The sequence below is a fragment of the Rhodococcus sp. TAF43 genome, from assembly GCF_052113525.1.
Lineage (GTDB): Bacteria > Actinomycetota > Actinomycetes > Mycobacteriales > Mycobacteriaceae > Prescottella.
The window spans coordinates 42802-63772 of record NZ_JBFRDL010000004.1; the positions used below are offsets into that span (position 1 = coordinate 42802).

Below are 20971 nucleotides of genomic sequence, written 5' to 3' on the forward strand. Positions count from 1 at the left end.
TATACATCTCGATGTCAAGGGGGCACCCCACTCAGGGTGCCACGCGCGACAGCCGGATGGACCCGACGATGAGTCGGATACAGCGTGGTATCCGACGGAAGGTACCGAGATGAACACCGCTTCGACCGAGGCCGAACCGACGAACATCCCCGACGAGATCGACGACGCTCTCGCCGCAGTTTTCAGGGGATGGGACGAACGCCTGCTCGCCGGCGTGAGCGCGGACATGAAGGCGCGTCTCGCGCACCTCGTGTCCGGGCTGCCCGTCGGATACAAACAGGACGTCGCCCCCGAGCGTGCGCGCGTCGACCTGGAGATCCTCGACCGCCTCGACGCCGACACCGTCGACGTCCGCATCGTCCAGACGACCCGCGGGATCGGAACGCACCGGATCTCGCTGTACGTCGAGGGCCGACCGGCGTCGCTGGGTGACGTGATGCCGATGCTGCAGAGTCTGGGCGTCGAGGTCTTCGACGAGAAGCCGTACCCGCTGCTCTCTTCCGCCGGGACGCCCTGCTGGATCTACGATTTCACCGTCGGATACCCGATCGCGCCGGACGCCGACTTCGGCGAGTTCGCCGGCCGTTTCGCGGAGGCGATCGCGGCACTGTGGCGGGGCGACGCGGAACCCGACAAGTTGGGAGAGCTCGTCGCACGGGCCGGTCTGGACTGGCGCGAGGTCGGCGTGCTGCGCGCCTACGTCGAATTCCTGCGGCAGGCCCGGTTCCCGTACAGCAGTTCCTACGTCTCGGACGTCCTCTGCAGGTACCCGGAGATTGCGCGGGCGCTGGTCGACAGCTTCGCCACTCGATTCGATCCCGAAGCCCAGGTGGACGGCGGTCCGGCGGCACCGTCCCGAGTGGACGAGTTGATCGCGCAGGTGGTCGGGCTCGACGCCGATCGAATTCTCCGGGCGCTCTGGTCGGCGATTCGGAACACCGTGCGCACCAACCACTTCGTCACCCCACGCCGGGAATGCCTGTCGCTCGAGTTCGACTCCCGCAGCATCGACGAGCTACCGGAGCCTCGGCCGCGCCGCGAGATCTTCGTCCATTCGCCGTCGGTTGCCGGCGTCCACATGCGCTTCGGCACAGTGGCGCGAGGTGGGCTGCGCTGGTCCGATCGTATCGAGGACTTCCGCACCGAGGTCCTGGGTCTCGTCAAGGCCCAGGCGGTGAAGAACGCGGTCATCGTGCCGGTCGGCGCGAAGGGCGGTTTCGTGCTGCGCCGACCGCCGGCCCAGACCGGCGATGCCGTCCACGACCGGGAAATGTTGCGGGCGGCCGGGATTGCCGGGTACCGCACATTCATCCGCGGCCTGCTCGACCTCGTCGACAATGTCGACCGCACGTCGGGTGAGGTGCGTCCGGCACCGGGTGTGGTGCGGCACGACGGAGACGACACCTATCTCGTGGTGGCGGCCGACAAGGGTACCGCGTCGTTCTCGGACATCGCCAATGCCGTGGCGGCCGAGTACGACTTCTGGCTGGGCGACGCCTTCGCGTCGGGCGGATCGGTCGGCTACGACCACAAGGCGATGGGCATTACCGCGCGGGGGGCGTGGGAGAGCGTCAAGCGGCGGTTCCGGGAGCTCGGCGTCGACACCCAGCAGGACGACTTCACGGTCGTCGGCATCGGTGACATGAGCGGGGACGTCTTCGGGAACGGCATGTTGTGCAGCAAGCACATTCGGCTGGTTGCCGCCTTCGACCACCGCCACGTCTTCCTCGACCCCGAACCGGACCCCGAGCGCTCCTATGCCGAGCGCGCCCGGATGTTCGCTCTCCCGCGTTCGTCGTGGGACGACTACGACCGCGCGCTGATCAGCTCCGGTGGCGGGGTGTGGGATCGGTCCGCGAAGGCCGTGCCGATCAGCGCCGAGGCCCGGAAGGTGCTCGGCCTGGACTCGGCGGTCACGGAACTGACACCGCCGGAACTGATCCGTGCGATCCTGCGTGCGCCGGTCGACCTGCTCTGGAACGGTGGAATCGGCACCTACGTCAAGGCGTCGGGCGAATCGCATGCCGACGTCGGCGACAAGGCCAACGACTCGGTGCGGGTGGACGGCACCGACGTGCGGGCCCGGGTCGTGGGCGAGGGCGGCAACCTCGGCCTCACCCAGGCGGGTCGTATCGAGATCGCCCGCGCCGGAGGCCGGGTGGGCACTGACGCTCTCGACAACTCCGGCGGCGTGGACTGCTCCGACCATGAGGTCAACATCAAGATTCTGCTCGACGAACTCGTCGGCGGCGGTCGACTGGATGCTGCGGAACGGTCGACACTGCTCGCGGCGATGACGGACGACGTCACCGCACTGGTCCTGGCCGACAACGTCTCCCAGAACGAACTGATGGGCACCACCGGGGCCGACGCCGGCGAGATGCTTGCAGTCCATGCGCGGCTGCTCACGCGGCTCGAGTCGGCAGGAGCTCTGGACCGGACCCTGGAGGTGTTGCCAGACGCGGCGGAGATCGCGGTGCGGCGCCGGGCCGGGGAAGGTTTGTCGACGCCCGAACTGGCAACTCTCGGGGCGCACGTGAAGCTGGACCTGAAGGGGGCCTTGCTGGCAGGCGATCTGGTCGACCACGACGTCTTCCTCCCCGCGCTGCGCCAGTATTTCCCGGCTCGGATGCAGCAGGACTACGCGGATGCGATCGACCGGCACCCGTTGCGGCGCGAAATCGTCGCGACGGTGCTGACGAACGCAGTCGTCGATCGCGGTGGCATCACCTACGCCTTCCGTCTTGCGGAGGAGGTGGGCGCGAGCGCGGAGGATGCGGTGCGTGCGTTCGACGTCGTTGCGTCCGTCTTCGACCTGCGCGAGCTGTGGGCGAGGATCGCGACCGCGCCCGTTCCGGTCGCCGTCGCCGATGAACTCGTCCTCGTGACCCGTAGGCTTCTGGACCGTGCATCGCGCTGGATGTTGAGCCGGCGACCGCAGCCCCTGGCTGTCGGTGCCGAGATCACCCGGTTCCGGGAACGGATCGCGAAGGCGTCGACGATGCTCGAAGGATGGCTGGTCGGTGGCGACCGCGACAACCTCAGGGAACGGACGCGTTCGATCGCCGAACTCGGCGCGCCCGAGGACCTGGTGCGGTCCGTCGAACTGCTGCTCGACCGGTTCGGGCTCCTCGACGTCGTCGAGATCGCGGACCTCGCCGACCACGACCTGGCGGAGGCGGGGGAACTGTACTTCCGGCTGTGCGAACGGGTGGGACTGGTGCCGCTGCTGAACCGGGTCTCGGAGCTCGGGAAGGAGACCCGCTGGAACGCACTGGCGCGGCTGTCGCTGCGGGACGAACTGTACGACAGCGTCCGCGAACTCACGCTCGACGTGCTCGCCCACGCTGTGCCCGGTGATTCGCCGGAGGCCATGCTCACGGATTGGGAGGCCCGTAACGAGCCCCGCATCCGGCGTGCCCGACAGGCGCTTGCCGAGATCGAAGAGTCGGGTCAGCGCGACCTGGCCGCGCTCTCGGTCGCATCGCGGCAGTTGAGGCGAATGGTGGGTTGATCGGGCCGCTAGACTTGGTGGGCCGAGTCGACGAACGGAGCGGTGGGGCTCAACGAGGAACGGGTGCAGTGGATGGCGATAGCCGACGTTGATGCAGAGCTCGCCGTGCTGTTCGACGAGGCCGGCAGCGAGTCGGTCCCGGCGTACGAGCGGGTGAAGAATCTCGTGGTGGAGCAGATCCGTTCCGGCCGTTGGACGGACGGGGATCAGCTGCCGTCGGAGAACCAGTTCGTCAACGCGCTGGGACTGTCCCGCATGACGATCAACCGGGCGCTGCGGGAACTCACGCACGACGGGCTCATCGTGCGGATGATGGGTGTGGGGACGTTCGTCGCGAGCAGCAAGACGTCCTCCCCCCTCTTCGAGGTGAAGAACATCGCCGACGAGATCCAGCAGCGCGGGCACCGTCACCGTACCGAGACGGTCTTCGTGCGCGAGGAGGAGCCCGACCACTCCCAGGCCTTCCTACGGGATGCCTTCGGTGCCAGGGTGTTTCACTCGTTGCTGGTGCACTACGAGGACGACACCCCGATCCAGGTGGAGGACCGGTTCGTCAATCCGGACGAGGCGCCCGACTACCTCGACCAGGACTTCACGTCGCTCACCCCGAACGACTACCTCACCCGGGTGGCGCCCCTCGTCCGCGGTGAGCACGTCGTCGAGGCGGTCCTCGCCAGCCCGGAGGAGTGCCGGTTGCTCCGCATCGACCGGGGTGAGCCCTGCCTGCTTATCCGGCGCCGCACGTGGTCGGAACGCGGGCTCGTCAGCCTGGCCCGATTGACCCACCCCGGTTCCCGCAACAGGCTCGAGGGTTCGTTCACCCGCTGACGCTCCGACGCCAGGCTCAGCCCAGCCGGCTGCGCAGGGCGTCGAGCGGATCGGTACCGTCGCGACGCCCGCGGGGGCCGTCGCTCTCCGGCAGCGTCAGGCGGCCGGCGTCGGAGCGGGTCCATTCGCGGACCGCCCAACGCTCGGCGATGGCCCACCTGCCGTCACGGCGTTCCATGAGGTCCACGTAGCGGCAGCCGCTGGTGAAGTTGACCATGCCGATCCCGTCGTCACCGCCCCAGTGCGCCGCCGTCGAGTACGCCTCGCTCACCGCGTAGTCGCCGTGCAGTTCCACGAGGTGGTTGCCGATGTGGTGCATCGTGCCGCCGATGGCCCGCAGCTTCGGCTGCACCCAGGTGATGAAATCCTCGACGCTGCCGTCGAATCCGGTGTGGTGGTCGATCGCGTCCGGGTGGTAGGCGTCGCGGACCAGGTCGAAATCGAGTCGGTCGATGCCGCGGCAGTAGCGCATGACCACCTCGTAGATGGCCTGCTTGTCGAGCAGTTCGGCTACAGCCTGGTCCGTCGTAGTCACTGGCCCTCCCGGGTGTCGTCGGTCGTGGACTTCAGTCCTACCGCCCAGTCGATCAGCTGCGGAACCTCTTCTCCCGCTGTGCAGAATGTCGCGGGACGGAACACCGCGACGGTGGCGCCCGCGTCGTGCCAGGCGTGGGTCTTGTCCGCGGTCGCGTAGAGGTCCACGGTTCCGTCGTCGCGGCGTTCGGGTGCGACCGAGACCTGGACGACGGCGGAGTCGGGGTCGCGGCCGTGCTCGGCGAACGTGTCGCGCAGCAGGGAGACGCTCTGCGAGAACGTCTGCATGTCTGCGGGATTGACGGTCCACCCGTCGGCGACGCGGGCGATGCGGTCGAAGTTGCGCCGGCTGGGACCGAACCCGAAGATCACCGGCACCCGCTCCTGGACCGGGAACGGCAGCGAGTGGAAGTCCGCGAACGAGAACTCGCGGCCCTGGAAGTTCGCCGGAGCCTTGGTCCACAGCTCACGGCACGCGCGGACGGTGTCCTCCATGCGGCCGAAGCGGGCATCGAACGGCATGTTGGTGGCGGTGTATTCGGCCTCCTGCCAGCCGACGCCCATCCCGATCGCGGCACGGCCGCCGGAGATGGCGTCGAGCGTGGCGATCTGCTTGGCGAGCAGTACCGGTGGGCGGACGGTCGCGATCAGGACCGAGACATTGAGCAGCACTCGATCGGTGACCGCGGCGACGGAGGAGAGCAGCGAAAGCGGCTCGTACCAATCGTGCTCCAGCGGGAAGGGGAAGCCGTTGGTCTCGACGCGCTGCGCGTGCGCGGCCGCGTTGAAGCCGATGTGATCACCGGTGGAGATCATGTCGACTCCCGCGCGGTCCGCGTCCGCCGCCAGCCGGAGCACCGGGCGGATCTGCCCGCCGTAGAGATTCTCGGCGCCGAGAATGTTCAGACCGACCTGCATGATGCTCCTGTTCTCGCGGCTACTCCTGCGCAGCTCGCGTTCGGCTAGCGTTCATCGACGATGAACTGAAGGGTCCTCGACATGTCGAGGAAGAGGTTCGCGTCCTCGGCCACCGGCCCGCCGATCGCGGGATCGGCGTGCGCGGCGAGCATCGCGTCGTAGCCGGCGCGGTCCTCGAACCACATCTCGGTGATGACGTCGAAGCTCGGATCGGCCACGCCCGGAGCCCGGATGCTGTCGGTGAGGTCGACGAAGTTGCGTCGGTACGCCTTCAGCGTGGGGAACGACCGCAGGATCAGCGGCGCGTGRACGGTCTCGTAGTGCTCGATGAACTGCTCGCGCGTGAGCTCGGGCTTACGGGCGAGCAGAGCAACTGCTTTGAACATAGGGCTTCCTCATCAAGATCAGCTGGAAGCTGGGGAATCTCACAGGTCGCGTCGGGCGTGCGAAGTCAGATCGCCGACCAGATCGATGCAGGTGAGTCGCTGCGTGAACTGCCACTCCCCGTCGATCTCGGCGAACGCATCGAAGTAACGCCCCGACAGGATCGGCTGCAGGGGAAGGCTTTCCGTGGCCTGGAGCACCGTGAAGTACGACAGTGACGTCGCGGTGCGGCAGTCGTCCGAGACCTCCACGCGCAGGTTCGTCACGACGTGCTTGGTGCGCGGCCTCGGGGGAGCGCCGTGCATCTGGATGAAGCTCCGGCACGCGGCCAGCACGCCGGCGGGGTCGGAGTCACGCACCGACCCCACCGGGGTCCCGTCACCGTCGCATTGTCCGTACACCGCCCGCGCGAAGAGCTCCGCGACCTCCTCCAGTCGTCCCTCGTCGATGAGGTGCGTGTACCGGTGAGCGAGATCGCGGACCGCCTCGACAGCGCCCAGTCGCTCGAGCGTGTAGGGGGTCACTGCACGCTGATCTCTCGTCGGATCATCTTGCCGGTCGCGTTGCGCGGCAACAGGTCCGTCGTGAGGCGCCACTTGGTCGGCACCTTGAAGTACGACAGCCGCTCGGATGCGAACTCGCGCAGTTCCTCCTCGGTGACCGTGTGGCCCTCGGCGACCACGACCACGGCCGAGACCTCCTGGCCCAGATCGGGATGCGGCGTGCCGATCACCGCGCACTCCTGGACGGCGGGGTGCTCGTCGAGGGTCTGCTCGATCTCCGTGGGGTACACGTTCTCGCCGCCGCGCAGGATCAGGTCCGAGCGACGCCCGGTGAGCCGCAGGCGACCGTTCTCGACGACGCCGTAGTCGCCGGTCCGCAGCCAGCGATCGGAGGTGATCGAGGCCGCGGTCGCGTCGGGGTCGTTCCAGTAGCCGAGCATCACGAACGGGCTGCGGACGCACACCTCGCCCTCGAGGCCGTCCGGCAGCCACTCGCCGAACGGGTCGCGGATCTCCATGCTGACCGTGATGATCGGCCGGCCCAGCGTGCCCGGGTACTCCTCGAGCTCGGCGGAGCTGGCGACGGCGATCGCGGTGCTGCACTCGGTGAGGCCGTAGCTGTCGACGAGGGCGTTGCGGGCGAAGGGAACCTGCTCGCGGAGCCGGTCCTTGAACGCGATCGACGACGGCGCCGAGGCCAGCGAGAACGAGGTCAGCGAGGACAGGTCGTACTTGTCCAGATTGCCGTGCTCGAGGAGCCGGGAAGCCATCGTCGGGACGGCGCCCCAGTTCGTCACCCGCTCCCGCTCGATGAGACCGAGGATCCGATCGACGTCGAACGAGCCCTGGTTCATGACGACGGCACTGCCGGTCGCGAGGCGCGGGACCACGAGGTTGTGCAGGCTCGCGATGTGGAACAGCGGCGAGGTGAGCAGGTAGCGCAGGTCGCTGGGGGCGTTCGGGTCGCTGGGCTTGCCCGTGAACGCGGCCATGATCGAGTCGCTGAAACGGTGGTAGTCGACCACCGCCAGCAGGTTGCGGTGCGAGTGCAGCGCGCCCTTGGGGCGTCCGCTGGTGCCGGACGTGTAGAGGATCACCGACGGATCGTCCTCGTCGATGTCCACGACGGGGCGGGCCGCGCCGGCGAACTCGGCGATGAGCCGCGGCAGGTCCTCCTCCATGGTCAGCACGGTGACGCCGGAGGTGTCGAGCCCGGCGAGGGCATCCGCGCGCTTGGCGTCGACGACCACGACCTTCGGGGTGCTGTGCTGCAGGCCGTACTCGATCTCGCGCGGCACCCACCAGCCGTTGAGGCCGACGGTGATGGCGCCGAGCGCCTGCGTTGCCCAGAAGGTGCTCACCCACTCCGGGGTGTTGGCGGCGAGGATCCCGACGCGGTCGCCCTTGGTGACGCCGTAGCGCTCGCTCAGGGCCGCGGCCAGCGCGTACGCGTCGGCGGCGTGCTGGGTGTACGAGACCCGGCGGTCCTCGGTGACGAGGTAATCGCGGTCGCCCCACTTGACCGAGTCGGCGAGCAGATCGCCCACGGCCTTGCTGCGGTTCTTCATGACCGGCATCCGGGTGCCGAGGACCTCTTCCTCGACGATCTCGAACGGTCCACCGGGACCGATCAGACGAGACATGACCTGGTCCAGGTGCAGTTGCGGATCTGCGGGGGCAGTCATGAGTGACCTTTCGTCCGTGTCACAGTGTCGTTCCTGTCACTGTCTGCGCATGAACGCCCAGGTGCCAGGCTCGGGGCATGGGGTGTGACGGGTTTCTCACGGCAATTTCTCATGTCGGGAAGGTTCGGCGGGACGAGTTACCACTCAGCGAGACTGACGGTGATCTGCGCGACAGCCCGAGGCTACTTTTCGCGAAAGGAACATGGCTGGTGGATCGAACCGGAAGGTCCGGTCCGCGGCCGGCCCACGGATGGCTGACCCGCCTACACAGCCCGCAGTCAGAAGTAACGCGCCTACCGGCGCTGCGACAGGAGAGAATGAGTTGGAACGCACGACGATTGCCGAGATGCTCCTCGATCGCCTCGGTGACCAGCAGTTCGGTGTCCGTACCCGTGAGCAGGACTGGACGTGGGACGAGGTGGTCCGCGAGAGCGCCGCGCGCGGCGCGCTCGCGCAGTCGCTGCGCGTGGACGGCCCGTTCCACATCGGCATCCTCCTCGAGAACGTGCCGGACTTCCTGTTCTGGCTCGGCGGCGCGGCCCTCACCGGCGGCACGGTCGTGGGCATCAACCCCACCCGCGGCTCGGCGGAACTCGAGGCCGAGATCCGTTACGTGGACTGCCAGTTGATCGTTACCGACGCCGAGGGCATGGCGAAGCTGAAGGGCCTCGACCTCGGCCTGGCCGACGACCGGTTCATTCTGATCGACGCCCCGGACTACCAGGACCGCCTCGACGCCCACCGGGTCGAGCCCGCGATCGCGGACGGCATCGACGAGGACAACCTGTTCCTGCTGCTGTTCACGTCGGGCACCACCGGGATGTCCAAGGGCGTCAAGTGCAGCCAGGGCCGGCTCTCCCGCCTCGCGTACGCGAACACCGCGAAGTACGGGCACCACCGCGACGACGTCGACTACTGCTGCATGCCGCTGTTCCACGGCAACGCGCTGATGGCGCTGTGGGCCCCGGCGCTGGCGAACGGTGCCACCGTCTGCCTGCCCGAGGCCCGCAAGTTCTCGGCGTCCGGCTTCCTGCCCGACGTGAAGTTCTTCGGTGCCACGTTCTTCACGTACGTCGGCAAGGCGTTGGCCTACCTGATGGCGACCCCGGAGCAGCCCGACGACAAGGACAACAAGCTCGAGCGCGGCTTCGGCACCGAGGCGTCGCCCGAGGACAAGGTCGAGTTCGTGCGCCGCTTCGGTGCGGAGTTGTTCGAGGGCTACGGTTCGTCGGAGGGTGCCGGTTCGGTCAAGCTCGATCCGGAGGCCCCGGAGGGCGCGCTCGGACGTCCCGCGCACGCGGGCATCGCCGTCGTCAACCCCGAGACGCGGGAGGAGTGCGTGCGCGCGATCCTCGACGAGCACGGCCGGGTGCTGAACCCGGACGAGGCCATCGGCGAGATGATCAACAAGGAGGGCGCTCGCGCGTTCGAGGGCTACTACAAGAACGACGTCGCCGACGCCGACCGCATCAAGCACGGTTGGTACTGGACCGGCGACCTCGGCTACGTCGACGAGGCCGGCTTCATCTACTTCGCGGGCCGCAAGGGTGACTGGATCCGCGTCGACGGCGAGAACACCTCCGCCCTGATGATCGAGCGTGTCCTGCGTCGCCACCCCGAGGTCATCGCGACGGGCGTGTACGCGATCCCCGACTCGCGGTCCGGCGACCAGGTGATGGCCGCGATCGAGGTGGATTCGCTCGACACCTTCGACCCCGTGAAGTTCGCGGAATACCTTGCCGTCCAGGACGATCTGGGCTCCAAGGCGACTCCGCGCTTCATCCGGGTGTCGACGAACCTGCCGATCACCGGCTCCAACAAGGTCCTCAAGCGTGAGCTGCAGGCCGAACTGTGGCGCACCGACGAGCCGGTCTACCGTTGGGTGGGCCGCGGCGCGCCGGTCTACACGCAGATGACCGACGAGGACAAGACCGCGCTCGAGGCCGAGTTCGTCGAGTTCGGCCGGACGCGTTTCCTGGGCGTGTGAGATGACGACACGCAAGGTTGCCCTCGTCACCGGGGCGAGCCGCGGCATCGGCCGCGAGATCGCGCTCGCGTTCGCGCGCAAGGGTTTCGACGTTGCGATCACCGCCCGTACGGTCCGCGAGGGAGAGGGTGCGGTGACGCCCCGCACCCGCGCGGAGGGCGAGGGTCTGCTCCCGGTGCCGGGCAGCCTCGAGACCACGTCCGCGGAGATCGAGGCGTGCGGGGCCCGGGCGTTGCCGATCCCGATGGATCTGCTCGATCGGGACTCGGTTGTCGGCGCCGCCGACGAGGTGCTGCGCGAGTGGGGCCGCGTTGATGTCCTCGTCAACAACGCCTACGCCCAGACTGCCGGTCACATGGAGCGCATCCTCGACCTTCGCCTCGACGACGCCGAGGTGATGGTGCGGGGAAACTACCTGCACCAGTTGGCGCTGATCCAGCGGGTGCTGCCGTCGATGGTCGACGGCGGTGACGGCGTGATCGTCAATCTGGTGTCCGGTTCGGCGACCACCGATCCGCCGGCGGCGCCCGGCGAGGGCGGTTGGGGCGTGGCGTACGCCGCGTCGAAGGCGGCGTTCGGCCGCCTCGCCGGTGCGGTCAACGCGGAGTACCGCGGACGTGGCATCCGCGCGTTCAACCTCAGCCCCGGGTTCGTCGTCACCGAGTCCGGCAAGGCGCGTGGCGGTACCGACAAGATCGAGGACGCCGGTTTCGACTCGGTTCCGGCGACCGTGCCCGCCGCGGCGGCCGTGTGGCTGGCCACCGCACCCGACGCCGAGCGCTTTCTCGGAAGGGTGGTCTGGGCGCCCAAGCTGGTGAATGATTTCACTGATTCCACCGCGCCCTGACCGGGCGTCTCGGAGTCGCCCGAGTGCAGGTTGGGTCGCGATTCCCGCTGTGCGAGATGTGTGACCCGAGGATTCGGCTCGGTCGCTAGCGTCCGGGACAACGCAGGCAGACAGTCGCCCGGAACCCGGCGACTGTCTGCCTTTGGTAAACGACGTCGTTCGGTATTAGAGGAGTAACGATGGATTTGAGGGAATCCCCCGAGCAGCTCGCGCTCCGCAAGGAGCTGCGCGAGTACTTCGCGAACCTGCTGCCTGCGGAGAAGCGCCGCGCGGCCGGTGAGCAGGGCGTGGGTGGCGAGTRCTTCCGTGAGGTCGTCAAGCTGCTCGGCCAGGACGGCTGGCTCGGCATCGGCTGGCCCGAGGAGTACGGCGGACAGGGGCGTTCCATCGAGGAACAGTTCGTGTTCTTCGACGAGGTGCAGCGCGCCGGTCTGCCGTTCCCGTTCGTCACGGTCAACACCGTCGGCCCGACGCTGATGAAGTACGGCACCGAGGAGCAGAAGGAACGCTTCCTGCCGGGGATCCTCGCGGGCGACATCGTCTTCGCGATCGGCTACACCGAGCCCGAGGCCGGTACCGACCTCGCGTCGCTCAAGACCCGCGCCGTCCTCGACGGCGAGGAGTGGGTGGTCGACGGCAACAAGATCTTCACCTCCGGTGCCAACACCGCCGACTACGTGTGGCTCGCGTGCCGCACCGATCCCGAGGCCCCCAAGCACAAGGGCATCTCGATCCTCGTCGTGCCCACCGACGACCCCGGCTTCTCGTGGTCGCCCATCAACACGGTCGGTGGCCTGATGGTCACCTCGACGTACTACAGCGGCATCCGGGTGCCGCAGAAGGACGTCATCGGTGAGGTCAACGGCGGCTGGCAGCTGATCGCCGCGCAGCTCAACCACGAGCGCATCGGCCTCGCCGCGATCGGCGGCCGCACCTACGGCCTGTGGCACCAGGTTCTGGACTGGGCCAAGGAGAACGGCGCCATCGAGATCCCGTGGGTGCAGCAGGAGTTCGCGCGCACGCACGCCAAGCTCGAGGCGATGCGCCTGCTCAACTGGAAGATGACAGCGGCCGTCGCGGCGGACAAGCTGTCCGGCGCGGACGCCGGTGCCACCAAGGCCTACGGCACCGAGACCCACATCGACGTGTACCGCACGCTGCTCGGCATCCTCGGCGCCGCGGGTCGCATCCGCCCCGAGTCGCCGGGTGCGCTGCTGGCCGGTCAGATCGAGCAGATCTCCCGCCAGGGCATGGTCAACACGTTCGGTGGCGGCGTCAACGAGGTGCTGCGCGACATGGTCGGCACGATGGGCCTGGGCCTGGTGCGAGAGAAGAGGGTCAAGTGAGCGAATTCCTCACCAAGCTCGGGGCATTCGAGGGCCAGGTCCTGACGCCCACGACGTGGGGTCCGGACGAGGTCAACACCCCGATGATCCGTCACTGGGTCGAGACGATGGGCGACACCAGCCCTGTCTACCTCGACGACGACGCCGCGCGCGCCACCGGGCGTGACGGTGCGGTCGCGCCCGCGCTGATGGCGCAGGTGTGGACCATGCGCACCTTCAACGACAAGATGGCGAACAACGACCCGTCGCAGGTGTGGACCGACCTGATCGCCACGCTCGACGAGGCGGGCTTCACGTCCGTCGTCGCGACCGACTCGGACTTCGAGTTCTTCGTGGAACTGCGTCCCGGCGACCGGGTTTCGCTCACCGAGGTGATCGAGTCGATCTCCGAGGAGAAGAAGACGGGCCTCGGTGTCGGGCACTTCGTCACGACGCTGAAGACATACCGCAACGGTGACGACGAGGTCGTCGCGACGCAGCGCTGGCGCACCCTGCGGTTCAAGCCGAAGGGCAGCGAGAAGCCCGTCGAGAAGCCGGCAGAGAAGGCGGAGAAGGCAGGGAAGTCCTCGGGGGCGATCCCGGGTCTGCGCCCGCGTCCGGCGCTCAACGTCGACAACGCCTTCTGGTTCGAGGCCGCCAAGGAGCACCGCCTGGTGATCCAGCGCTGCGCGAACTGCGGTGTGCTGCGCCATCCCACCGGACCGATGTGCGGTGCGTGCCAGTCGCTCGACTGGGACACCGTCGACGCCTCGGGCCGCGGCATCGTCTACAGCTTTGTTGTCAACCACCATCCGCAGATCCCCGGGTTCGAGTACCCGCTCGTCGTGGCGACCATCGAACTCGAAGAGGGCACCCGCCTGATCGCGAACATGACCGGCGTCGCGCCGGACGACGTCGAGATCGGCATGCCGGTGGAACTGGACTGGATCGACGCCGACCCGGATCTGACGCTGCCCGCGTTCCGGCCGGCCGCACGGGAGGACTCCTGATGGACTTCAACTTCAGCGAAGAGCAAGAGGCGATTCGCAATCTCGCCGACGAGGTCTTCACCAGCAAGGCCGACATCGACCGGGTCAAGCAGGTCGAACTGAGCGACGAGCGCATCGACCGCGACCTGTGGCGCGAACTCGCGAACACGGGCCTGCTCGGCATCGGGCTGCCCGAGGATCTCGGCGGCGGCGGCATGGGCCTGTCCGAGCTGTACGTGCTGCTCGAGCAGCAGGGCCGCCACGTTGCGCCCGTGCCGATCTGGCAGTCGGCCCTCGCGGCCCTCGCGGTCGCCGAGTTCGGCTCCGACGCCCAGCGCACCGCGCTGGTTCCCGGTGTCGCCGAGGGCACGAGCTTCCTGACGATCGGTCTCGAGGAGTTCGGCCCGTACGTCGCGGGCGACCCGCAGACCACGGCCACCGAGGCCGGCGGCCAGTGGACGCTGACCGGCGCCAAGGCCGTCGTCCCGATCACGCACGTCGCGGACCGCGCGATCGTCTCGGCCACCACGCCGTCCGGTGCGGCGCTGTTCGTCGTCGACCTGGCGGCCGACGGTGTCACGGTGGAGCAGACGCACTCCACCAACTGGGAGATCTGCGGCAACGTCACGCTCGAGTCGGCTCCCGCGGAGCTGCTCGGCCCCGCAGACGGCAACACCGCCCAGTGGCTGCTCGACCGCGTCGAGCTCGCTCTCGCCGCGATCCAGCTCGGCGTCGGCTCCGGTGCCGTGCAGCAGGCCGTCACGTACCTCAACGGCCGCATGCAGTTCGGGCGTCCGCTCGCGACGTTCCAGGCCGTCAACCACCAGCTGGCCGACTGCTACATCGACCTCGAAGCGATGCGCGTGACGCTGTGGCAGGCCGCGTGGCTGCTCGCCGAGGACCAGGAACCCGGCACGTCGGTGCTCGTCGCGAAGTGGTGGGCCACCGACGGCGGCCAGCGCGTGGTGCACCGCACCACGCACGTCCACGGCGGCATGGGTGTCGACACCGACTACCCGGTGCACCGGCACCTGCTGTGGGGCAAGCAGATCGGTGCCACCCTCGGTGGCTCGGCGTCCGACCTCGCCCGTCTCGGCGAGCAGCTCGCCGCCGGTGTCGAGGTGGTCGCATGACCACCACCGTGCCCGCGCTGACCGGGCGCAGCTACGACGACATCGCGGTCGGCGAGGTGCTGCCCGAGCTGGCGATCCCGTTGACCCGCACGCTCATCGTGTCCACCGCGATCGCGACGCGCGACTTCCAGGACGTGCATCACGATCCCGAGCTGGCGCGCGAGCGCGGCTCCAAGGACGTGTTCATGAACATCCTCACCAGCAACGGGCTGGCGGGGCGGTTCGTCACCGACTGGGCAGGGCCGTTCGCGACGGTGCGCCGGGTGAAGATCCGTCTGGGCGCCCCGAACTACCCGGGCGACACCATGACCATGACCGGTGAGGTCGTCTCGAAGGAGAACGGCCTCGTCGAGGTGAAGGTGCAGGGCGCGAACAGCCTCGGCAACCACCTCGCCGGCACCGTCACGGTCGCGTACCCCGCTGCCAGCGAAGGAAAGGACGCCTGATGGCCGTCAGCCCGCTCTCGGGTGCCGCCGCGATCGTCGGTATCGGCGCCACCGAGTTCTCCAAGAAGTCCGGCCGCTCCGAGCTGCAGCTCGCGTGCGAGGCCGTCACGGCCGCGCTCGCGGACGCCGGTATCGACCCGTCCGAGGTCGACGGTCTGACCACCTTCACGATGGAGACCAACGGCGAGATCCTCGTGGCCCGCAACTGCGGGCTCGGGGAGCTCAAGTTCTTCTCCCGGATCGGTTACGGCGGCGGCGCGGCGTGCGCGTCGGTGCAGCAGGCGGCGATGGCCGTCGCCACCGGCATCGCCGACGTCGTGGTGGTCTACCGTGCGTTCAACGAACGCTCCGGAATGCGCTTCGGCGCGGGTCAGCACGACCGCCCGATGGACAGCACCGCCGACCGCGCAGCGTACGCATGGCTGACCCCGCAGGGACTGTCGACTCCCGCCCAGTGGGTCGCGATGTTCGCTCGCCGGTACATGTACCAGTACGGTGCCACGAGTGAGGATTTCGGTCGGGTTGCTGTCGTGGCGCGCAAGCATGCTGCGAACAACCCGAAGGCGTGGTTCTACGGCAAGCCCATCACGCTCGAGGACCACCAGAACTCCCGGTGGATCGCCGAACCGCTGCACCTGCTCGACTGCTGCCAGGAGACCGACGGCGGTCAGGCCCTCGTCATCGTCTCGGCCGAGCGCGCCAAGGACCTGCGCAACAAGCCCGCGATCATCAAGGGTGCCGCGCAGGGTTCGGGCAAGGACCAGCACATGATGGCGAGCTACTACCGTCCCGACATCACCGGCATCCCGGAGATGGGTCTGGTCGGCCGCCAGCTGTACGCGCAGGCCGGTCTGACGCCGGACGACATCGATGCGGCGATCCTCTACGACCACTTCACCCCTCTGGTGCTCCCGCAGCTCGAGGAACTCGGTTTCTGCCGTCCCGGCGAGGCCAAGGACTTCATCCGCGAGGGCAATCTGGAGATCGGTGGACGGCTGCCGAGCAACACGCACGGCGGCCAGGTCGGTGAGGCGTACCTGCACGGCGTCAACGGCATCGCCGAGGCGGTCCGGGTGCTGCGGGGCACGTCCACCAACCAGCCCGAGAACGTCGAGAACATGCTCGTCACGGCGGGAACCGCGGTTCCCACGTCCGGCCTGATTCTCGGCGTCGCCTGACCGAATTACCTGGAAGGACCGAAGAATGACGGCAGTGGAGCAGAAGCCGGCCGGCGCGTGGCGTGGGGTCGACCTCGGCACCCGCACGGTGAGCTACGACGAGCGCGACGCGATCCTGTACGCGCTCGCCGTGGGTGCGAAGGCCACCGATCTGGACCTCGTGATGGAGGACCGGCTGCGGGTGCTGCCGACGTTCGCGTTGACCCTGGCCCAGTGGGCCCCCGACGAGCTGGGCCAGCGCGGCGCCTTCGACATGAAGACCGCGCTGCACGGCTCGCAGGAGCTGAAGGTGCTYGCACCGCTGCCCCGCAGCGGTGAGGTCACGCTGAAGGCCAGTGTCGGCGAGGTCTGGGACAAGGGCGCCGCGGCGGTGTTCGAGGTCAAGGTCGAGTGCGAGTACTTCGTGGCGACCTGGTCCCTGTTCGCCCCGGGCGCAGGCGGATTCGGTGGCGAGCGTGGCCCGTCCAAGCCGCCGGCGCCGGAGGGTGACGCCAACGTGACGGCCCAGCTCGAGACCGCGTTCAACGTGGCCGCGCTGTACCGCCTCACCGGCGACCGCCACCACATCCACATCGATCCGGCGGCCGCCGCCGGCATCGGACAGCCGCGCCCGATCATGCACGGACTGTGCACGCTCGCCGCGTCGACGCTGCCGCTCGCGAAGGAGCTCGGGGTGCACCCGGCCGACCTGACCGAGCTGCAGGGCCGCTTCGCCGCGCCGATGTTCCCCGGCGACACCGCGGATCTGCAGGCATGGGGCGACGCGTCGGGTCTGTCGTTCGAGCTCGTCCGCGAGGGCAAGGCTGCGATCTCCGGCGGCTACGCGGTGTTCCAGGCCTAGTCGCCTTGACCGAATGTCACATACGTTCAATCAGATTGAACGCATGTGACATTCGGCCACGACTTCAGCTGCGCGGAGCACTCGACGAAATCGTGCTCCCGCAGCTGTTTTCATTTCCGCCGACTCGCGATGCGTCAGATCTCGGGGTGTGTGGCCATGTAGCGGGCCGGGTACTCGCCGCCACCGTGCACGGCCAGGTCGGCGCCGTTGACGTACGTCGACAGGTCGCTGCCCAGGAACAGGCAGGCCTTCGCGATGTCCGACGGCACCGCCATGCGCTCGATCGGCAGCGTGCGGGTGACGGCGGCGCCGCCGTCCTCGCCGTACACCGATGCCGCGGCCTCGGTGCGGATCAGCCCGGTGGTGATGTGGTTGACGCGCACCTTGGGTGCCCACTCGAGAGCCAGGGCCTTCGTGAGTGCCAGCAGGCCGGCCTTCGCCGCGGTGTACGCCGCGGTGCCGGGCTGCGGCTGATGTGCGGAGACGCTGCCGATGTTCACGATCGCGCCGCCCGTCTCCTGCTCGCGCATGACGAGATTCGCGGCCTGCGCCATGTAGTACGGCGCCAGCAGATTCAGTGCGACGATCTTCTCCACGAAACGCGGCGACACCGTGGCGGCATCGGCGTCAGGCGAGCCGCCGGCGTTGTTGACCAGCACGTCGAGGCGCCCGAAGCGATCGACCGCATCCTGGATCAGGGCCGTGGCGTCGGCGGGGTCGCGGACGTCGACGGCGCGGAAGGCTGCGGTGCGGCCGTCGACCGAGGGCAGGTTCTCCGGCTCGTTGCGGGCACACACCAGCACGTCGGCGCCGGCCCGCAGGAAGTGTTCGGCGATGGCGAAGCCGATGCCCTTGGTTCCTCCGGTGACGACCACGGACCGGCCGGTGAAGTCGACAGGGTTGGGGTAGTTCACGCGAACTGCCTTTCTGTGTGGCGCAGCGGTTGTAGCGGAGTGCCCGTCCCCACGAGGATCCGTGGGGCTCAGAATCTTTCGTCGCGAATTTCGCGAAAACGCTGCGGACAAGCAAATGCTTGGTTAAGAATATCCGACTGGAGGGTTGTAGCACCAGGTCTCCGCGTTTCTCACGACATACCGAGAGCAGGTACACATGGGCAAGCTTGACGGCAAGGTCGCACTCATCACGGGCGCCGGGCAGGGCATCGGCCAGGGCATCGCGCACGCGCTGGCGAAGGAGGGTGTGTCGATCGCGGTCGCGGGGCGCACCGAGTCCAAGCTGGTCACGACGGTCGAGCAGATCGAGGCCTACGGCGGCAAGGCGTTACCTGTCCGGTGCGACGTGAGCGACGCGGCCGACATCGAGGCCGCCGTCGAGCGGACCGTCGGGTTCTTCGGCGGTGTCGACATCCTCGTCAACAACGCCAACGACTGCGGCCCCGGGCCGCTGCTGTCGGTCAAGGACGAGGACTTCGAGCGGTCGTTCGCGACCGGACCGCTCGCGACGCTGCGCCTGATGCGCGCGTGCTACCCGTCGATGAAGGAGCGTGGCGGCGGATCGATCGTCAACCTCGTCACGTCGGCGGCCGTGCGCTGGGACGCGAGCAACTACGGCGCCTACGGTTCGATCAAGGAGGGCATGCGCTCGCTGACCCGCGCCGCGGCCTGCGAGTGGGGCATCGACGGCATCCGCGTCAACTCCATCGCGCCGCACGCGATGTCGCCCGCGCTCGAGGGCTGGATCGAGCGGTTCCCCGAGGAGGCGGAGGCGTTCAAGGCCGGTATCCCGCTGCGTCGCATCGGTGACGCCGAGAGCGACATCGGCCGCGCCGTGGTGTTCCTCGTCGGCGACGACGCCGGCTACCTCACCGGCGCAACCATTCCGCTCGACGGCGGGCAGTCTCGCTGGGGCTGACATCGTGACGACGCGCACGGCGGCAGACCGGGTCCTGATCCTCACGGAGGATCCGGGCATCGAGAAGGCGATCCGCGCGGCCGCCGGTGCCGCCGTCGCGATCGTGCGCCCGGGTGCCCGCACCTCCGAGGAGGTGCGGGCGCTGCTGCCCGGGGTCGACGTCGTGGTCGCGGACTGGAGCGGACGCCTGCCGCTCGGCGCCGCCGAGGCCGCGGTGGGTCGACACCTCGAGCTGATCCAGCAGCCCGGCGTCGGCATCGCCTACATCGACCTCGACGCGTGGGCGGAAACCGGTGTCCCGGTGGCGAACACGCCCGGCGGTAACGCGGCCTCGGTCGCCGAGTGGGCGGTGGCCGCCACCGCGAACCTGTGCCGGTCCCTCGGCTGGGCGGATGCCGAGATGCGTTCCGGCCGTTGGCCGCAGGCGTCGATCCTGCAGCGCGACTGCCGCGATCTCGGCGAACGTCGGGTGGGCCTCGTCGGATTCGGCGACATCAACCGTCGCTGCGCCGCCCTGTTCCAGGCGTTCGGGTGCGATGTCGCGTATCACTCGCGACGGCCGGATCCGGGGTCCGCGCTGCCCTACCGGTCGCTGGGTGACCTGCTCGCGGAGTCGGACGTGCTGGTGGTGGCGGTCCCACTCACCCCGCAGACCCGCGGACTGATCTCCGCGCGCGAACTGGCGCTGCTGCCGCCGGAAGCGTTGGTGGTCAACGTTGCCCGCGGACCTGTGGTGGACGAGGTCGCGCTGGCCGTGGCGATCCGATCGGGCGCGGTGGCGGGAGCGGCACTGGACGTGTTCGCGCACGAGCCCCTCGAAGCCGACAGCCCGCTGCGCGAACTCGACGGCGTCCTGCTCAGCCCGCACATCGCCGGCGGCAGTTCCACCGCTCGCGCCCGGATGTTCGAGATGGTGGCGCAGAACGTGGCGCGGGTGTGCCGCGGCGAGGCGCCGCTCTGGACGCTTCGGTGACTCTAGGGTCGAGGCAGCGACACGCGCCGGTCGCAGGTCTCTCGGCGACCGGGGCATGGATCGTTCCGACCCGCCGTCAGAGCAGGTGGACCTTCTTGTAGAGCAACTTCGACGGGCCGCCGACGAGGCCGACGCTGTCGAGGAAGCTCATCAGCTTGGAGCCCGACGTGCGGATCATGTCGTGGTGGTGGGTGTTGGTGCGGGCCGCCTCGAGTGCGCGCTCCTTGTCGAGACCGGCGTTCGCGTAGACGTCGGGATGAATCATGCTCTTCATGACGAAGTAGACGACCGCGGCGGTGTTGACGCGTTCGACGGCCAACCGGGCGCGGCTCGCGCCCTGCAGTCGGCGTCCGACCTCCTCGCGGGCGAACCGGATGTGCCGCGCCTCCTCGAGTACGTGGATCTTGCTGACGGTGCGGGTGACCGGCTGGACGCGTTCGTCCTTCATGAAGTCACGCTGCATCATGTCGAGGATCTCCTCGGCCGCCATCACGCTGGCGTATGCGTTGGCGCCGCGGAAGAAGCCGCCCCACAGGCGACCTGCCTTGTGGATGAACGGGATCGGGCCGTAGTCGGGCATCCCGAGGCGCTCGCCGGCGCGGGCGAACATCACCGAATGGCGGCATTCGTCGGCCACCTCGGTGAGCGCGAACTGCACGTGGCGCGAATGCTTGTCGCGGCCGTAGACGTCGCGCAGCAGCATCTGCATGAGCAGGATCTCGAACCACAGGCCGACGCTCGACACGCTCGCCGCCTCGTGCTTGGTGAGCTCGATCTTCTGCTCGTCGCTCATCTCGTCCCACAGTGCGGTGCCGTAGAGCGTGCTCCACTCGGGGGTGAGGCCGAACTTGTCGGTGGGGACCGGGGCGTCCCAGTCGACCTCGACCATCGGGTCGTAGGACTTGCGTGCCGACGACGCGAGCAGCCGACGTGCGGTCTCCTCACGGTCGGATACCGACGGAGCTGTGCGAGTCGACGGAGTCGCAGTGGTCATGACTACCCCTCGTTCGTGTC

19 protein-coding genes are annotated in these 20971 nt (G+C 68.6%); 12 read left to right on the forward strand and 7 right to left on the reverse strand.

Going from position 1 to position 20971, the window contains the following annotated elements; all coding sequences use genetic code 11:
- Nucleotides 1-109 precede the first annotated feature (109 nt).
- Together AB4Z09_RS04385 and hutC are read left to right on the forward strand one after the other, a co-directional pair.
- Nucleotides 110-3514, forward strand: coding sequence for an NAD-glutamate dehydrogenase domain-containing protein (locus tag AB4Z09_RS04385; RefSeq protein ID WP_442239240.1), 3405 nt, complete (start codon nucleotides 110-112; stop codon nucleotides 3512-3514).
- Nucleotides 3515-3586: 72 nt separating this feature from the next.
- Nucleotides 3587-4342 (forward strand): histidine utilization repressor, encoded by a 756-nt coding sequence (hutC, locus tag AB4Z09_RS04390; RefSeq protein ID WP_174915002.1) that lies wholly within the window; start codon nucleotides 3587-3589, stop codon nucleotides 4340-4342.
- A gap of 16 nt (nucleotides 4343-4358) precedes the next feature.
- Here the strand turns inward: hutC and AB4Z09_RS04395 are convergent, their stop codons facing one another.
- The 5 genes from AB4Z09_RS04395 to AB4Z09_RS04415 are packed head-to-tail and all read right to left on the reverse strand — an operon-like array spanning nucleotide 4359 to nucleotide 8366.
- Nucleotides 4359-4877: a nuclear transport factor 2 family protein gene (locus AB4Z09_RS04395; protein ID WP_302675467.1), complete on the reverse strand. Its 519-nt coding sequence runs from the start codon at nucleotides 4875-4877 to the stop codon at nucleotides 4359-4361.
- The gene (locus tag AB4Z09_RS04400) at nucleotides 4874-5794 is read right to left on the reverse strand and encodes a TIGR03619 family F420-dependent LLM class oxidoreductase (RefSeq protein ID WP_442239241.1); all 921 of its coding nucleotides are present in this window, start codon (nucleotides 5792-5794) and stop codon (nucleotides 4874-4876) included. Before AB4Z09_RS04400 ends, AB4Z09_RS04395 begins: the two co-directional genes overlap by 4 nt.
- 44 nt (nucleotides 5795-5838) lie before the next feature.
- Entirely contained in the window at nucleotides 5839-6180 is a 342-nt protein-coding gene (locus tag AB4Z09_RS04405) for an EthD domain-containing protein (RefSeq protein WP_174913745.1), read from the reverse strand.
- Nucleotides 6181-6219: 39 nt separating this feature from the next.
- The gene (locus AB4Z09_RS04410; protein ID WP_442239242.1) at nucleotides 6220-6702 is read right to left on the reverse strand and encodes a nuclear transport factor 2 family protein; all 483 of its coding nucleotides are present in this window, start codon (nucleotides 6700-6702) and stop codon (nucleotides 6220-6222) included.
- On the reverse strand, nucleotides 6699-8366 hold the full coding sequence (locus tag AB4Z09_RS04415) for a class I adenylate-forming enzyme family protein (RefSeq protein WP_442239243.1): 1668 nt from the start codon (nucleotides 8364-8366) through the stop codon (nucleotides 6699-6701). The genes AB4Z09_RS04410 and AB4Z09_RS04415 overlap by 4 nt, the downstream gene beginning before the upstream one ends.
- A gap of 346 nt (nucleotides 8367-8712) precedes the next feature.
- Here AB4Z09_RS04415 and AB4Z09_RS04420 point away from each other — a divergent pair, with 346 nt between their 5' ends.
- The 8 genes from AB4Z09_RS04420 to AB4Z09_RS04455 all read left to right on the forward strand — a co-directional run bounded on the left by AB4Z09_RS04420 (nucleotide 8713) and on the right by AB4Z09_RS04455 (nucleotide 17112).
- Nucleotides 8713-10353 (forward strand): AMP-binding protein, encoded by a 1641-nt coding sequence (locus AB4Z09_RS04420; RefSeq protein WP_442239292.1) that lies wholly within the window; start codon nucleotides 8713-8715, stop codon nucleotides 10351-10353.
- Nucleotide 10354: 1 nt separating this feature from the next.
- Complete coding sequence (locus AB4Z09_RS04425) at nucleotides 10355-11200, forward strand: SDR family NAD(P)-dependent oxidoreductase (RefSeq protein ID WP_174913733.1); 846 nt, start codon at nucleotides 10355-10357, stop codon at nucleotides 11198-11200.
- A gap of 179 nt (nucleotides 11201-11379) precedes the next feature.
- Nucleotides 11380-12546 (forward strand): acyl-CoA dehydrogenase family protein, encoded by a 1167-nt coding sequence (locus AB4Z09_RS04430; RefSeq protein ID WP_442239244.1) that lies wholly within the window; start codon nucleotides 11380-11382, stop codon nucleotides 12544-12546.
- Nucleotides 12543-13535, forward strand: coding sequence for a bifunctional MaoC family dehydratase N-terminal/OB-fold nucleic acid binding domain-containing protein (locus AB4Z09_RS04435; protein WP_114722152.1), 993 nt, complete (start codon nucleotides 12543-12545; stop codon nucleotides 13533-13535). Before AB4Z09_RS04430 ends, AB4Z09_RS04435 begins: the two co-directional genes overlap by 4 nt.
- A complete protein-coding gene (locus AB4Z09_RS04440; protein ID WP_442239245.1) occupies nucleotides 13535-14647 on the forward strand; it encodes an acyl-CoA dehydrogenase family protein in 1113 nt (370 codons plus the stop codon). Before AB4Z09_RS04435 ends, AB4Z09_RS04440 begins: the two co-directional genes overlap by 1 nt.
- Nucleotides 14644-15093: a MaoC family dehydratase gene (locus tag AB4Z09_RS04445; RefSeq protein WP_114722150.1), complete on the forward strand. Its 450-nt coding sequence runs from the start codon at nucleotides 14644-14646 to the stop codon at nucleotides 15091-15093. Before AB4Z09_RS04440 ends, AB4Z09_RS04445 begins: the two co-directional genes overlap by 4 nt.
- Nucleotides 15093-16271, forward strand: coding sequence for a lipid-transfer protein (locus AB4Z09_RS04450; RefSeq protein WP_174913725.1), 1179 nt, complete (start codon nucleotides 15093-15095; stop codon nucleotides 16269-16271). The genes AB4Z09_RS04445 and AB4Z09_RS04450 overlap by 1 nt, the downstream gene beginning before the upstream one ends.
- Before the next feature lie 25 nt (nucleotides 16272-16296).
- Complete coding sequence (locus tag AB4Z09_RS04455; protein WP_174913722.1) at nucleotides 16297-17112, forward strand: MaoC/PaaZ C-terminal domain-containing protein; 816 nt, start codon at nucleotides 16297-16299, stop codon at nucleotides 17110-17112.
- A 134-nt stretch (nucleotides 17113-17246) separates the two neighbouring features.
- Here the strand turns inward: AB4Z09_RS04455 and AB4Z09_RS04460 are convergent, their stop codons facing one another.
- Entirely contained in the window at nucleotides 17247-18026 is a 780-nt protein-coding gene (locus AB4Z09_RS04460) for an SDR family oxidoreductase (protein ID WP_174913719.1), read from the reverse strand.
- Nucleotides 18027-18222: 196 nt separating this feature from the next.
- Between AB4Z09_RS04460 and AB4Z09_RS04465 the strand changes: the two genes are divergently transcribed.
- Together AB4Z09_RS04465 and AB4Z09_RS04470 are read left to right on the forward strand one after the other, a co-directional pair.
- Nucleotides 18223-18984: an SDR family NAD(P)-dependent oxidoreductase gene (locus tag AB4Z09_RS04465; protein WP_114722146.1), complete on the forward strand. Its 762-nt coding sequence runs from the start codon at nucleotides 18223-18225 to the stop codon at nucleotides 18982-18984.
- A 4-nt stretch (nucleotides 18985-18988) separates the two neighbouring features.
- Nucleotides 18989-19957, forward strand: coding sequence for a 2-hydroxyacid dehydrogenase (locus AB4Z09_RS04470; protein WP_442239246.1), 969 nt, complete (start codon nucleotides 18989-18991; stop codon nucleotides 19955-19957).
- A 76-nt stretch (nucleotides 19958-20033) separates the two neighbouring features.
- Here AB4Z09_RS04470 and AB4Z09_RS04475 read toward each other — a convergent pair whose 3' ends face one another.
- The gene (locus tag AB4Z09_RS04475; protein WP_114722144.1) at nucleotides 20034-20951 is read right to left on the reverse strand and encodes an AurF N-oxygenase family protein; all 918 of its coding nucleotides are present in this window, start codon (nucleotides 20949-20951) and stop codon (nucleotides 20034-20036) included.
- Between the last annotated feature and the right edge of the window lie 20 nt (nucleotides 20952-20971).

What these genes read in the sequence shown, in the direction of transcription:
- AB4Z09_RS04475 (WP_114722144.1), bottom strand. Translation starts at nt 20,951, where the DNA reads ATGACCACTGCGACTCCGTCGACTCGCACAGCTCCGTCGGTATCCGAC.
- AB4Z09_RS04445 (WP_114722150.1), top strand. Translation starts at nt 14,644, where the DNA reads ATGACCACCACCGTGCCCGCGCTGACCGGGCGCAGCTACGACGACATC.
- AB4Z09_RS04465 (WP_114722146.1), top strand. Translation starts at nt 18,223, where the DNA reads ATGGGCAAGCTTGACGGCAAGGTCGCACTCATCACGGGCGCCGGGCAG.
- AB4Z09_RS04450 (WP_174913725.1), top strand. Translation starts at nt 15,093, where the DNA reads ATGGCCGTCAGCCCGCTCTCGGGTGCCGCCGCGATCGTCGGTATCGGC.
- AB4Z09_RS04440 (WP_442239245.1), top strand. Translation starts at nt 13,535, where the DNA reads ATGGACTTCAACTTCAGCGAAGAGCAAGAGGCGATTCGCAATCTCGCC.
- AB4Z09_RS04425 (WP_174913733.1), top strand. Translation starts at nt 10,355, where the DNA reads ATGACGACACGCAAGGTTGCCCTCGTCACCGGGGCGAGCCGCGGCATC.
- AB4Z09_RS04420 (WP_442239292.1), top strand. Translation starts at nt 8,713, where the DNA reads ATGCTCCTCGATCGCCTCGGTGACCAGCAGTTCGGTGTCCGTACCCGT.
- AB4Z09_RS04385 (WP_442239240.1), top strand. Translation starts at nt 110, where the DNA reads ATGAACACCGCTTCGACCGAGGCCGAACCGACGAACATCCCCGACGAG.
- AB4Z09_RS04415 (WP_442239243.1), bottom strand. Translation starts at nt 8,366, where the DNA reads ATGACTGCCCCCGCAGATCCGCAACTGCACCTGGACCAGGTCATGTCT.
- hutC (WP_174915002.1), top strand. Translation starts at nt 3,587, where the DNA reads ATGGCGATAGCCGACGTTGATGCAGAGCTCGCCGTGCTGTTCGACGAG.
- AB4Z09_RS04400 (WP_442239241.1), bottom strand. Translation starts at nt 5,794, where the DNA reads ATGCAGGTCGGTCTGAACATTCTCGGCGCCGAGAATCTCTACGGCGGG.